A 13630-nucleotide genomic window follows, 5' to 3' on the forward strand; every position below is an offset into this window, starting at 1 on the left:
CTATATGCCAACAAGATTTTAAAAGTACAGCCCAAAAATTATCCTTAACTTTGGCTTAGACAATTAAAAATAGGGACGCTTTTTAAAATAAAGTATTGGAGAAAAAGAATAAAATTTTTAAAGGAGTAAAAGAACAAAAAGGGGTTTCTTATCAAGAAATAACCAACAAAAATGCTGTTGAAAAACTAAAACAAAAACGGCAAATAAAACGCACTGTAGATGAGCTTTTTAAAGGGATAACTTCAGGCGACACCACTTCGTTGAGTCAAGGAATTACTCTAATTGAAAGTACTAAGGCTGAAGACAGGGTGTTGTCAAATAAACTTATTGAACATTGTTTAAGCATCGAAGCAACCAAATCGATTCGCGTAGGGATTACAGGAGTTCCAGGAGTTGGTAAAAGCACCTTTATTGAAGCCATTGGCAGAACTCTAGCCAAAAAAGGTAATAAAATTGCTGTTCTGGCTGTAGATCCAAGCAGCAGTAAAAGCAAAGGGAGTATTTTAGGAGATAAAACTAGGATGACTGAACTTGTCCGTGAGTCTAATGTCTTTATACGTCCAACAGCTTCCGGAAAAACCTTAGGCGGGGTTGGGCAATATACTAGAGAAGCAATTATCTTGTGTGAAGCTGCTGGATACGACAGAATTCTGGTTGAAACTGTGGGAGTTGGCCAAGGGGAAACTGCAGTTTATGAGATGGTAGACTTTTTTCTTTTGCTTAAACTTGCTGGTGCTGGTGATGAACTTCAAGGAATAAAACGAGGGATTGTAGAAATGGCTGATGCCATATTAATTAATAAAGCAGATGGATCAAATAAAGATGCGGCGAAATTGGCGATGAGTGCTTTTAGAAGCGCATTGCATCTTTACGCTGCTAATGCATCCGGCTGGAGCCCAAAAGTCATGTTGTGTAGTGCACTAGATCATACAGGAATTGATGAAACATGGGCAATGATAGAGGCTTATGTAAAATTTACTTCAACTAATGGCTATTTCCAAAAAAAACGAGAGGATCAAAATGTGCATTGGATGATGCAAACAATCAAAAACCAACTGAATATTGAGTTCTTTCAATACAGTAAAACCAAGAAATTCATAAAGCAACAAATCGAACTTGTGAAAAAAAACAAAGTATCTCCTTTTGTTGCGGCTCAAGCTGTATTAAGACAACACAAATCTTCGCTCTAAGGCTTTAAACAAGTTATAAAACAGATATCCTGAACACAAGCCAAAAATTAGTCCACATATAACATCTAATGGGTAATGCTTTCCCACATAAATACGACTGTATCCTACCATAACACTCCATGGAATCATTAAAAAAATAAACTTTTTATATTTTGTTCGGAGCATTAATATTGTAAATACAGCAGCAGCCATTGAGTTAGAAGAATGGCCGGAAAAGAAACCATATCCAGAACAATCTCCAAGACGCAACAACTCAACAATACCTTCTTGAGCACAAGGTCTCAAGCGCTGAAAACCAGACTTAAAAAGGTTGGTAATTTGATCGGTAAATGTTATCATAGACGCTAATGAAACTACTAACAAAAGAACAGCTCTTTTGGTCATGTTTTTAGACATTAAAAAAAGTAAAAACACATACAAAGGAACAAAAGTAAGTTTATGAGTAACAGCAAACCAGAAAGCATCCAAGCTGGGCGTGCCAAGATTATTTAAATACAATAGTAAACCACTGTCGAGCTCAAGAAGTCGATCGATTAGTTTCATCATTCATTTTTATATTTTGCAACTTCTGAGTCATAAAAAGAAGTTGCCTGTTGAACTGCATTTTCTGCTTCAGACTTAAGTTCTTTTTCGTCTTGTTGATCAAAGTCTTCGAGCCATTCCAATTCATCATTTTCAAGATTAATGATAAATCGAGGAAACTCTGTGTGAATAACATAAATGGCATTGGGATGGTCCGAATGATCTCCGAGAATAAATTTTGGTAGTGTCATGCCTTTAATTCTTTAGCAATAAGTTGTTTTGAAAGATAATTAAATCGAATATATAAAAAAATTGAGGAAGCCGTAAGCCCTGCTAAAAGTCCAATCCAAATCCCAGAGCTACCATATTTGGAAGCGTCTCCAAGGAAATAACTTACCGGAAAGCCTATAATCCAATAGGCAAAAAAGGTAATGAGTGTAGGTATTTTAACGTCTTGTAACCCTCTAAGCGCTCCAAGAAATACAACTTGTGTGCTGTCACTGATTTGAAATAAGGCAGCTATAATAAGAAGACTAGAAGCGATCTCAACCACATTTTGATTGTCTGCAAAGTGTGTAAGATCATTTAAATCTAAATAAAAAGTGGGTAGGACGTTATTAAAAATAAGAAAGATAAGAGCAAATAATATTGCTAAAGCAAGGCCCATTATAAAAATAGAAGTTGCTATCCTTCGAAGCTCAACAGGACGTTTTAACCCCTTCTGGTTCCCCACTCGAATCATGGCAGTAACGCTTAGACCTGTTGCAATCATAAAAGTCATTGAAGAAAGATTGAGAGCTATTTGGTTGGCGGCTTGTGGGTTTTTTCCCAAAGTACCGCTTAACCAAATGGCTGCTGTAAAAAGACCAACTTCAAAGAACATCTGTAACGCGCTTGGCAGACCTAAACTATTTATTTTTTTAAGCATAGAATGCTCAAGAACAAAGAGTTTAAGGTCTTTAACATATGCCTTTGTTTTTTCTAAACGATTTAGAAAATACCACATAAGCATAATCATCACAAAACGCGCTATTAGAGTACCTATTCCAGCACCAACAACACCCATTTTAGGAAATCCCCAAACCCCAAAAATCAAAACATAGTTAAAAAATACATTGATAACATTCGCTATAATGGTAGCATACATCGGAAACTTAGTAAGTGACATGCCGTCGCTAAACTGTTTAAGTGCTTGAAAAATAATAAGCGGAACGAGGGAAATAGCTATAATATCTAAATATGGTAAAGCCAAAACCACAACCTCTTGAGGTTGATTCATCATATACATTAGTGGCTTGGCTAGAAGTATAAGGGCAAACAATACTATAGCCAAAAGGGAACACAAAACAAATCCATGCTTAAAAGCGGATTTTCCTTTAGCGAAATTATGCTCTGAATCGGCCTCTGCAACTAATGGCGTAATGGCTGTAGAAAAACCAATGCCTATTGACATAGCCACAAAGAAAAAACTGTTCCCTAAAGAAACAGCCGCTAACTCTGCCGCTCCTAACTGACCCACCATAAGATTGTCAACCAATCCAACAATAGTGTGGCCAAGCATGCCCATAATAACAGGGGCCGCTAGGCGCCAATTGTAACTAAATTCTTTAGTGTAATCAGAAAACATTATTATATGAGTTTAGGCGTCGTAGGCTATTCTTCTTCATCTTTTGGAGTGTCATCCTTTGAAGCAGTTCCGTAAACTCCTGAAGAAAGGAGCAAATTGTACCAACTCAATAGCTTTTTAATGTCGCTTGGGTAAACTCTATCTTCATCAAAATTTGGGAGAATAGAAAACAAATATTCTTCAAGATCATCTTTTGAAGCATTTGGAGAAGTTGAAGTTTCCTTACCCTTTTCATTATTATAAATTTTATCAAATACGTCAGCTAAAGAAATTTCACCCTCTAAAGTATATATTGAAATATCACTAAGTAAACTAAGGTTTTTATCAGCCTTGACGAATGTTCGTTTCTGATCTAAAAATGACTCAACAATATATCCGCCTCGACTCGGATTTATAAGTTTGTAAAGACCTGGTTTTTTGGAAATGGCTAAAATATTATCTAATGTCATTGAAGTGTGTTTTAAAATCTTTTTTTGGAAACTTTTGGGAAACGCATGCGGTAATCAACATTGATTTTTCCTTTAGATATTGAGCTTAATTTACTTTTTAATAATCGTTTTTTTAGAGATGAGACCTTATCCGTGAACAACACCCCTTCAATATGGTCGTATTCGTGCTGGATTACACGAGCAATAAGACCATTGAATTCCTGAGTATGGGTTTCAAAATTTTCGTCTTGGTAGCGTATTTTAATTTCAGATTTCCTAAGTACATCCTCGCGTACATTGGGGATACTCAAACAACCTTCGTTAAAGGCCCATTCTTCACCAGATTCTTCTAAAATTTCAGGATTAATAAATGTCTTCTTGAATGATTTTAGTACTTTTCTTTCAGCTTCGGAATACGACTCATCTTCAGCAAAAGGTGCTGTATCGACTAAGAATATTCGAACAGATAATCCAATTTGTGGAGCAGCCAATCCTACACCGTAGGCGCCATACATAGTTTCGTACATGTTGGTTATAAGCGATTGTAAATCTGTATAATCTGCTGTTATTTCTGCAGCTCTTTTTTTTAAAACAGGATCTCCATATGCAACTATTGGCAATATCATTCTTTAATTATTTTGATGCCAAAAATACAACTCTCAAATTTTATAAAACAATGGAAGGTAAATTATTTGCGGTTCAAATAGGACTGAAGGATGAGGGTTGCACTAATTTCGTCGACAATAGCTTTATCTTTTCGTTTCTTTTTCTTCATCCCGCTATCGAGCATTGTTTGAAAAGCCATTTTTGAGGTGAAACGTTCATCCTCTCTTTCGATTGCAATCTCAGGGAATGTATTTCTCAAAGTTTTTAGAAACGGTTGTATAAGTTGTTCACTCTCGGAAGGTTGATTATTCATTTGCATTGGTAGACCAACAACAAAACAATCTACTTCACATTTAGTGCAATACTCTTTTAAGAATACTAAAAGGCCATTAGTATCGACGGTTGTCAGTCCAGAAGCAATTAGCTGCAGGGGATCTGTTACTGCTATACCCGTACGTTTTTTTCCAAAATCTAATGCAATGATTATACCCATTTAGACAAAAATACAATTTCATACAATTAGGAAGCTTATAAATAATATATTTTATAAAAACTGACTTGAACCTACATACATTTTTTTAATATGATTTATATTTGTCATTTAAAATTAGATTACATGCACGCATTACAGCAAACCATTGAAGCCGCTTGGGACAACCGCGCACTACTCAAAGAAGAAAAAACACAAGCTACAATACGGGAAATTGTCTCGTTATTAGACATTGGAAGTCTGCGTGTTGCTGAACCTACAGCAACAGGATGGCAAGTAAATGAATGGATAAAAAAAGCTGTGGTTATGTACTTCCCAATTCAAACCATGGAAACAATTGAAGTGGGGCCATTTGAATTTCATGATAAAATTCCATTAAAAAAAGATTACAAAGCTAAAGGGATTCGAGTTGTCCCCCATGCTATTGCTCGCCACGGTGCCTACATTTCAAAAGGCACCATTTTGATGCCCAGTTATGTGAATATTGGTGCTTATGTAGATGAAGGCTCTATGGTAGACACTTGGGCTACAGTGGGTAGCTGTGCGCAGATTGGAAAGAATGTTCACCTCTCTGGTGGTGTCGGAATTGGTGGAGTTTTAGAACCTCTTCAGGCCGCTCCAGTTATTATAGAGGATGACGCCTTTATTGGCTCTCGTTGTATTGTCGTTGAGGGGGTTCGTGTAGAAAAAGAAGCTGTTCTGGGCGCCAATGTAGTTCTTACAGGTTCAACAAAAATTATTGATGTCACAGGTCCAGAACCTATTGAACTCAAAGGGGTTGTTCCATCGCGTTCGGTGGTGATTCCTGGAAGTTATACCAAAACATTTCCTGCTGGGGATTTTAATGTGCCTTGTGCTTTAATTATTGGAAAACGTAAAGAGAGTACGAATAAAAAAACATCGCTAAATGATGCGCTCAGAACGCATAATGTTGCGGTATAAATAAGAGCAAAATAATTCTGTTTTTCATGGAAATTTTTTGATTTTAATATTTAAGAATTTGAATGAATTAAATTCAAAATACAAAATAATATACGCCTTCAAGTATTTAGGATTATGCATGGTGAACTGACTAACTTACTTTAAAAATTTTCTATCTTTACATAAACCGATTTTAAATGATTTATAAGCTAAGGCGTTTCTTCTTAAGACATTTGCGAAAGGTTCGTTTTTTGCCCTCAAAATTGTATGTAAAGATTCATTATGAATATTTTTCAGGAAACAAATTAGATCTAAACAACCCAAAAGACTTCACTGAAAAAATTGCTTGGTATAAAGTTTTTTACAGACCAAAGTCCCTGAATCAGTTGGTTGATAAATTTGCCGTTAGAGCATTTGTTGAAGAAAAAATTGGAAGTCAATTTTTAAATACATTTTATGGAGTATTTGATGATGTCAATGAAATTAAATTCGATGAATTACCTGAGAAATTTGTAATAAAAGCGACACATACAAGTGGTCACAACCTAATAGTGAGAGATAAAAATAAATTAAATCTAGACAAAACAAAGAAGTTGTTGAAAAAATGGCTAAAAATAAATCAATATTATAGAATAGGTCAAGAATGGGCTTACAAAGATGTAAAGCCAAGAATAATAATTGAGAAATATCTAGAACAAATTGATCAGAAGTCTCTAACTGATTTTAAGTTTTATTGCTTTGATGGAAAAGCTAAATTCATTGATATTCACACGGACAGAGAAGATGAACACAAACAAGGTTCTTTTGACTTAAATTTTGAACGTTTACCCTTTGGGGTGTCACGCTTCAAACAAATATATGAATCCCCTGAAAAACCCGTAAATCTAAAAGAAATGATTGAATGCGCTGAAGTACTTTCAGAAAAGCTCCCCTTTGTTCGCGTAGATTTCTATGCTATCGACGGTAAAACAATATTTGGCGAGATGACCTTTTACCCATCTGATGGACGAAAAAAGTTCTATCCCGAAAAATACAATAGAATTATCGGAGATTATTTTACGCTTCCAAAAATAATTAGATGACAAAAAAACATGTAGACAACAAAATTAAATCATCGCACCCAGTAGATGTTGTAATTTTATGGGTTGATGGGGAAGATCAAAATCACAAAGCAAAAATGCTACCCTATCTAGAGCAAAAAGAGAAAATTCAGTCAAAATCATTCAGAACACGTTTTGATCAAGTCAATGAAATACAATACACTATTGATTCTATTCTAAAGTTTGCTCCATTTGTAAGACAGATTTTTTTAGTAACAGATAACCAAATACCAGAATTTTTAAATAATAAAAAAAATCAAGATCAATACAGAACTGTGACTACTGTGGATCATAAAGAAATTTTCAAAGAGCATGAAACTTATTTACCTACTTTCAATTGTAGATCTATAGAAAGTTGTTTATTCCGAATACCAAACTTATCTGAACATTTTATATACTTTAATGACGACTTTTTTTTAATTAACGAAACTAAAATAGAAGATTTTTTTATTATAGGTTTACCCGTTTTAAGAGGGAGATGGAAAAGTTTTGATGAAAATAAGTTTTATAAAAAATTTAAAACTCAGAGAAAAGGACATAAATTTGCACAACAACTTGCTGCAAAATTAGTTGGTTTTAATGCTTATTATAATTTTAGGCATACGCCCCACCCCATGCGAAAATCTACTTTTGAAACCTTTTTTAAAATCAATCCTGAAATATTTCATAGGAATATTAAGTATAGATTTAGAAATATCAATCAATTTACACCTCAAGGTCTAGCAAACCATATTGAAATAAAAAATAAATCGTGCGTTCTAAAAAAAGATAGACGGTTACTTTATTTTAGATCTTACAAAAAACCCCTACTGTGGTACAAATTAAAGCTTAATTTATTTTCAAAAAATAAACTTTTTTTTGCAAGCCAAAGCTTAGATTTATGTCCTCCAAAAAAATGTAAATACATTTTAAATTGGTTGAAAAATAAAATTCACCCGCAATAGACAAAATACAATAAGATTCAAAAAGTAATATAAATGCATTATAAATTTCTGATTTACATTTCATACAGTTATGCTTTACCAATTGGAATGCCCTTGGAAAAAGAAATAATAAAACGAGGTTGGGAAATACAATGGTTTGCAGATTTGGAGGATGGAAAAAAAGCACTAAAACACAAAACTAACCAGCTTAATACTATCGAACAAGTAAGCATCTATAGACCCCATGTAATTTTAGCTGTTACTAATGATATTCCAGATTTTATTAACGCTCTAAAAGTTCAAATTTTCCATGGGTTTTTAACCCATAAAAGGCCTGAAAAAAACACCGAATCACATTTTAGAATACGAGGTTTTTTTGATTTATACTGTACTCAAGGACCAAGTACAACTTCTGTTTTCAAAACCCTTTCTAAAAAACTGAAGCATTTTGAAGTAGCCGAAACAGGCTGGAGTAAAGTAGATCCTTTATTTCCAATAGAAAAACGAGAACGTCACAGCAGCCCAACTGTCATGGTAGCCTCCACATTTACTAAACGATTAAGCTTAGCATATAACGATGCGGTTATTAAAAAAATAAAAGACCTATCTGAAAGTGGATTATTTAAATTCATTGTGGTACTTCACCCAAAAATTCCAAAAGAAATTATTAAACGTTGGGAGAATATTCAAAATAATAATTTGAAATATGAAAACACGACGGACTTGATTCCATTATTCAAAAAAACAGATATAATGCTTGCTGACACGACGTCAGCGATTCAGGAGTATTTATTACAAAAAAAACCTGTGGTTACATTTAGACATAATGTGAAACGCAACTATTTAGTACAAATAGAAGATGTTGAAGATATTGAATCTGCACTAAATAAAGCTCTAGAATACCCTACCTACTTGTTGGATAATATTAATAAATTTACGATGGAACTTCATCCCTATCAAGATGGTCAATCAAGTGCTCGTGTGATGGATGCTTGTATTGACTTACTAACTAAAGACACTTCTTATATGAGGGCAAAGCCGTGGAACCTTATTCGAAAATATAAAATAAGAAAGCGCCTTGGAATTTTTACCTTAAAAAGTTATAATAGACCTTTCAAACCTAAAATGTAAACATGTCAATAAAATTATCAGCAGTAATTATTACCTTCAACGAGGCAGAACATTTAGATAAGTGCCTCTCCTCTTTGGAATCTGTTGCAGATGAAATTTTAGTTGTAGATTCCTTCTCCACAGACCGTACAAAAGAAATTTGCGAAAAACATGATGTTCGCTTTATCAAACAAAAGTTTCTAGGCTATAAAGAACAAAAGAACTTTGCAATGTCAAAAGCTAGATTTAATTATATTCTTTCTGTAGATGGTGATGAAGCACTTTCAGAACAATTAAAAAATTCAATATTAGAAATAAAAAACAATTGGACTCTAGACGGCTATTATTGTAATCGCTTGAATAATTATTGTGGGCAATGGATTAAATACTCTGACTGGTACCCCGATAGAAAATTACGACTATTTAAAAAAAACACAGGTGAATGGAAAGGAATTAATCCACATGACAGCTTTAAGCTCTACCATGGACGTAAAAGCGGAAGATTAAAAGGAGATTTATTGCATTGGATATACAGAGACTATAAAGAACATAAAGAGAAAGTTGAGCGTTTTTCCAGTATTGCAGCTCAGTCGTACTACGATTTAGGAATAAAATCATCTATTGTGAAAATTATATGGCGTCCAAGCTGGGCTTTTTTAAAAGCTTATTTATTTAGGCGTGGATTCTTGGACGGAAAAAACGGTTGGCTAATAAGTAAGGAAACTTTTAATGTCACTTATTTAAAATACACAAAACTCAGAAAAATTTGGAAAACTGAGAAGTTAATTAAAAAATAAAGTGCTTAGTTTTTCCAAAATCTAATGCTCTTCTTTAATCTTTTCTTTTTGTGAAAATTATATTGAAATTTCTTTGTACTAATCCACATCCTTTCAAATATAAAATCAGGGTCAGCTCCAATACAACGCGCATATTCTTTGCTCAGTATTGAAATCACATTTCTATCAGGCGTGAGACGACTAAAATTTTGAATCCTTTCGTTGAAGCTTAATGTCTTAAATTCCATTCTATTTAAATCAACTAGATAAAACTTATAAGAATCACCTGCTATTTTTACTAAGGTATTTCCTGGTGAGTGGTCCAAAAAATAAATTCCTTTTTCATGTAAATTAAATGTGAATCTGGTGAAAGCTTTCAAAATTTGTTCACGATTCTCAAGGTCAATATTCTGCGACAAATCCCTAAAAGTATAATCAGAATCAAGTTGTTCACTAATAAAATAACTTTCTTTAAACGAAAAAAATGATGAATTTTGAACATATGCAACAGGTTTAGGAGTATCTATACCCATATCTAATAGTCTATTAGCATAGTTGAAAGAACGCTCAGCTTTGCTCTTTCTAAAAGTATCATAAATAAATTGATTAACAAGATTTGGAATTTTGAACGATTTAATATTTAGTTTTAGGCCATCTGAGTCAAAAACTTTAATACTATTCCTTTTTGGGGTACCAAGTTGCAGCCCTTGGATTTCAAAATTCTCTATGAAATGCATCACTTTGGAGCGAAGTGGTTCATATGATTTGCTAAATACAATTTTCATAGTGCAAAATTACAATATTTTTTAGCATTTGGATAAAATAGCTAAGTATTCTTAGTGATTTTCACTTTATTTGCATACTGAAACACACTCTAAGAATCAATGGAAGTTGACTATAATTTAGAACTACGGAATGCTATTGACACACTAAAGCGCGGTAAAATAATGCTCTACCCAACCGACACCGTTTGGGGTATTGGATGCGATGCAACAAATTTTGACGCCGTTCAAGATATATTTACTCTAAAAAATCGGGAAGATTCCAAATCTATGATTTGTTTGGTTTCTGATATTCAAATGCTAAATGAATATATTGAAGAAATTCCTGAAACTGCGTATAACATCCTAAAATACGCCAATAAACCAACGACTATTATTTACGATCGCCCCCGCCGTGTTTCAGAAAACTTAATAGCTCAGGACAATTCCTTAGCCATTAGAATGGTACAAAAAGGTTTTTGTGGACAATTACTCAAAAGGTTTAAAAAGCCTATTGTTTCAACCTCAGCAAATATTTCAGGAAAGCCAACACCAAAAGTATTTCAAGAAATTGAAAATGAGATTTTAAAAGGTGTAGACTATGTCGTAACTTTGGAACGAGAAAAAACAGCAGCAAAGCCTTCTTCTATTATTAAATTAAGCACAAATGGGGAAGTGAAAATTGTTCGTTAGTAACCGTAATTACTCAGCATCCTATGAATCTTCAATCCGCTCTGAAAAACCCTATTTTCAAAATTATCTCTGCTTCAGCTGATGAGCTAGGCATGGATAGCTATGTTGTAGGTGGATTTGTTAGGGATCACATGCTCCAGCGAAATACTGGCCAAGATATTGATATTGTTGCTGTTGGAGATGGTGTTGCCTTGGCAAAAAAAGTTGCTGATAATCTTCCCAATAAGCCTAAAGTAAGCGTATTTAAAAACTATGGTACAGCTATGTTGCGGTATGAGGATATTGAGCTTGAATTTGTTGGTGCGCGCAAAGAATCATACACTAAAGAAAGTCGGAATCCAGAAGTAAAAATTGGCACTTTAGAAGATGATCAAAAGCGTCGAGATTTTAGCATAAATGCTTTGGCTATAGGGCTTAATGCATCAAATTACGGAACACTATTAGACCCATTCAACGGTACTGACGATTTGAAAAATAAACGAATTGTTACACCACTTGACCCAGATATTACATTTAGTGATGATCCACTGCGCATGTTGCGAGCTATTCGTTTTGCAACACAACTAGATTTTGAGATTGACCAAAATGCATTTAAAGCCATTTCGGAAAATTACAAACGAATCAATATTATTACAAAAGAACGTATAGTTGTAGAACTGCATAAAATTTTAGAAAGCCCAAAACCCTCTGTAGGCTTTTTGCTACTTGAACAAACAGGCCTTTTAGAGCTCATTCTCCCTGAACTCACAGCACTTAAAGGAATTGATGAAGTTGAAGGACAGCGCCATAAAGACAACTTTTACCATACACTTGAGGTTGTAGATAACATAGCACTGCATACAGATAGCGTTTGGTTGCGTTGGACCGCATTGCTACACGATATTGGAAAAGCACCAACAAAACGGTTCAGTAAAAAGGTAGGATGGACGTTCCATGGCCACGAGCTTAAAGGATCTAAAATGGTGTATCAACTCTTCAAACGCCTAAAAATGCCTTTGAATGATAAAATGAAATATGTGCAAAAATTAGTATTCATGAGTTCACGCCCTATAGCTCTAGCAAACGCAGATATAACTGATTCTGCCGTACGCCGATTGGTTTTTGACGCTGGTGAATATATTGATGACCTAATGACCCTTTGTGAAGCTGACATTACCACAAAAAACCCTCGTAAGTTTAAAAAATACCATAACAACTTTAAAGTTGTTCGTCAAAAAATGGAGGAAGTTGAAGAACGTGATCGAATCAGAAATTTTCAACCGCCAGTAACAGGTGAAGAAATCATGAAAGCTTTTCAATTGAAACCTTGTCGAGAAATCGGACAGATTAAAGAATTTATTAAGGAAGCTATTTTAGAAGGGCAAATCCCAAACGAACATCAGGCTGCATTTGCTCTAATGCTCAAAAAAGGAGCAGAATTAGGACTAACCATTAAAGTATGAAACAAAAATTCAGATCACTTGCTAAAACAGCACTCGTACTGATATATATTGTAATTATTGCTGGTGCCGTAGTCCGAATGACGGGTTCGGGAATGGGCTGCCCAGATTGGCCAAAATGTTTTGGTTATTACATTCCACCAGTTCAAGAAAAACAGTTACTATTCAAACCTAATCACCACTACAACAAAGGGGTCATGATTTTAGTGGACAGCGAAAAGTTTATGGTTGCAAATGAAGATTTCCTTAGCACTCAAAGATTCGATGCTAAAGATTGGACTATCTACAGTACCCATGATTATGTGGTTTATAATCCTGTTCACACATGGATTGAGTACATCAACCGGCTCATTGGTGCATTATCGGGAATACCCATATTGATACTAGGAATATGGTCATTTTGGTTTTTTAAAGAAAATAAATGGATCACATCAGTCGCAATACTAACTCTTTTGGGTATGGGCTTTCAAGCTTGGCTTGGGAAAACTGTTGTTGACTCCAATCTCGCCCCCTATAAAATAACCGTTCATATGGTTATGGCTTTACTAATTGTGGTATTCATACTATACCTGATTTTTAAAACTAAAACACATTTTAAGACACAGCGTTACAATGACTATTTTTATAAAATTTTGGGTGTAGCCTTAGTCTTAAGCTTGGTACAAATAATATTAGGCACACAAGTTCGTCAGTTTGTAGACGAGCAAACTAAAATCATTGGGTACGAAAAGTCGCTTTGGCTAGCCCAACCAGAGCTTAATTTTTATATTCATCGATCGATGTCCATACTTGTTCTACTAATGAATACTTATTTATGGTACACTAACTTAAAATTGAGTTTGGGGTACAAAAAAATTAATTTAGCTATGGGGTGTATTCTCCTCGAAATTTTAACTGGAATTCTGATGTACTATTTTGATTTTCCTTTACTTAGCCAACCATTTCACTTGGTGGTTGCCTCTGTACTGTTTGGAATTCAAGTGTATATTTTTCTGGAAATTTTACATCAAAAACAAAAAATTAATACTGAACGCGCTTAACAAT

At 34.3% G+C, this 13630-nt stretch carries 16 protein-coding genes; 9 read left to right on the plus strand and 7 right to left on the minus strand.

What is annotated here, in order from left to right; all coding sequences use genetic code 11:
- Positions 1–95 precede the first annotated feature (95 nt).
- The gene (gene meaB, locus FORMA_RS00745; RefSeq protein ID WP_069673866.1) at positions 96–1190 is read left to right on the plus strand and encodes a methylmalonyl Co-A mutase-associated GTPase MeaB; all 1095 of its coding nucleotides are present in this window, start codon (positions 96–98) and stop codon (positions 1188–1190) included.
- Here the strand turns inward: meaB and FORMA_RS00750 are convergent.
- The 6 genes from FORMA_RS00750 to ruvX form a co-directional block, all read right to left on the minus strand.
- Positions 1164–1736 carry a phosphatase PAP2 family protein gene (locus FORMA_RS00750; RefSeq protein ID WP_231924996.1) on the minus strand — a complete coding sequence of 191 codons (573 nt, stop codon included), beginning with the start codon at positions 1734–1736 and terminating at the stop codon, positions 1164–1166. The genes meaB and FORMA_RS00750 overlap by 27 nt on opposite strands.
- Positions 1733–1963, minus strand: a complete 231-nt coding sequence (locus tag FORMA_RS00755; protein ID WP_069673868.1) for a hypothetical protein — start codon at positions 1961–1963, stop codon at positions 1733–1735. The genes FORMA_RS00750 and FORMA_RS00755 overlap by 4 nt, the downstream gene beginning before the upstream one ends.
- Positions 1960–3342, minus strand: coding sequence for an MATE family efflux transporter (locus tag FORMA_RS00760; RefSeq protein WP_069673869.1), 1383 nt, complete (start codon positions 3340–3342; stop codon positions 1960–1962). Before FORMA_RS00760 ends, FORMA_RS00755 begins: the two co-directional genes overlap by 4 nt.
- Positions 3343–3365: 23 nt before the next feature.
- A complete protein-coding gene (locus FORMA_RS00765; RefSeq protein ID WP_069673870.1) occupies positions 3366–3788 on the minus strand; it encodes a DUF5606 family protein in 423 nt (140 codons plus the stop codon).
- An 11-nt stretch (positions 3789–3799) separates the two neighbouring features.
- Positions 3800–4393 carry a peptide deformylase gene (gene def / locus FORMA_RS00770; RefSeq protein WP_069673871.1) on the minus strand — a complete coding sequence of 198 codons (594 nt, stop codon included), beginning with the start codon at positions 4391–4393 and terminating at the stop codon, positions 3800–3802.
- Positions 4394–4455: 62 nt separating this feature from the next.
- The gene (gene ruvX, locus FORMA_RS00775) at positions 4456–4866 is read right to left on the minus strand and encodes a Holliday junction resolvase RuvX (protein WP_069673872.1); all 411 of its coding nucleotides are present in this window, start codon (positions 4864–4866) and stop codon (positions 4456–4458) included.
- Positions 4867–4989: 123 nt separating this feature from the next.
- Here ruvX and FORMA_RS00780 point away from each other — a divergent pair, with 123 nt between their 5' ends.
- The 5 genes from FORMA_RS00780 (at position 4990) to FORMA_RS00800 (ending at position 9714) form a co-directional block, all read left to right on the plus strand.
- Positions 4990–5805 (plus strand): 2,3,4,5-tetrahydropyridine-2,6-dicarboxylate N-succinyltransferase, encoded by an 816-nt coding sequence (locus tag FORMA_RS00780; protein WP_069673873.1) that lies wholly within the window; start codon positions 4990–4992, stop codon positions 5803–5805.
- A gap of 176 nt (positions 5806–5981) precedes the next feature.
- Positions 5982–6866 (plus strand): ATP-grasp fold amidoligase family protein, encoded by an 885-nt coding sequence (locus tag FORMA_RS00785; RefSeq protein ID WP_069673874.1) that lies wholly within the window; start codon positions 5982–5984, stop codon positions 6864–6866.
- On the plus strand, positions 6863–7828 hold the full coding sequence (locus FORMA_RS00790) for a Stealth CR1 domain-containing protein (RefSeq protein ID WP_069673875.1): 966 nt from the start codon (positions 6863–6865) through the stop codon (positions 7826–7828). Before FORMA_RS00785 ends, FORMA_RS00790 begins: the two co-directional genes overlap by 4 nt.
- Before the next feature lie 33 nt (positions 7829–7861).
- Positions 7862–8938: a UDP-N-acetylglucosamine 2-epimerase gene (locus tag FORMA_RS00795; RefSeq protein ID WP_069673876.1), complete on the plus strand. Its 1077-nt coding sequence runs from the start codon at positions 7862–7864 to the stop codon at positions 8936–8938.
- A gap of 2 nt (positions 8939–8940) precedes the next feature.
- Positions 8941–9714, plus strand: coding sequence for a glycosyltransferase family 2 protein (locus tag FORMA_RS00800; RefSeq protein ID WP_069673877.1), 774 nt, complete (start codon positions 8941–8943; stop codon positions 9712–9714).
- Positions 9715–9719: 5 nt separating this feature from the next.
- Here the strand turns inward: FORMA_RS00800 and FORMA_RS00805 are convergent, their stop codons facing one another.
- The gene (locus tag FORMA_RS00805) at positions 9720–10478 is read right to left on the minus strand and encodes a lipopolysaccharide kinase InaA family protein (protein WP_069673878.1); all 759 of its coding nucleotides are present in this window, start codon (positions 10476–10478) and stop codon (positions 9720–9722) included.
- A gap of 99 nt (positions 10479–10577) precedes the next feature.
- Here FORMA_RS00805 and FORMA_RS00810 point away from each other — a divergent pair, with 99 nt between their 5' ends.
- The 3 genes from FORMA_RS00810 to FORMA_RS00820 are packed head-to-tail and all read left to right on the plus strand — an operon-like array spanning position 10578 to position 13626.
- Positions 10578–11147, plus strand: a complete 570-nt coding sequence (locus FORMA_RS00810) for an L-threonylcarbamoyladenylate synthase (protein WP_069673879.1) — start codon at positions 10578–10580, stop codon at positions 11145–11147.
- Positions 11148–11170: 23 nt separating this feature from the next.
- Complete coding sequence (locus tag FORMA_RS00815; protein WP_069673880.1) at positions 11171–12589, plus strand: CCA tRNA nucleotidyltransferase; 1419 nt, start codon at positions 11171–11173, stop codon at positions 12587–12589.
- The gene (locus FORMA_RS00820) at positions 12586–13626 is read left to right on the plus strand and encodes a COX15/CtaA family protein (protein ID WP_069673881.1); all 1041 of its coding nucleotides are present in this window, start codon (positions 12586–12588) and stop codon (positions 13624–13626) included. Before FORMA_RS00815 ends, FORMA_RS00820 begins: the two co-directional genes overlap by 4 nt.
- Positions 13627–13630: the final 4 nt, after the last annotated feature.

The organism is Formosa sp. Hel3_A1_48 (assembly GCF_001735715.1).
In the GTDB taxonomy this organism is placed as follows: Bacteria; Bacteroidota; Bacteroidia; order Flavobacteriales; family Flavobacteriaceae; genus UBA3537.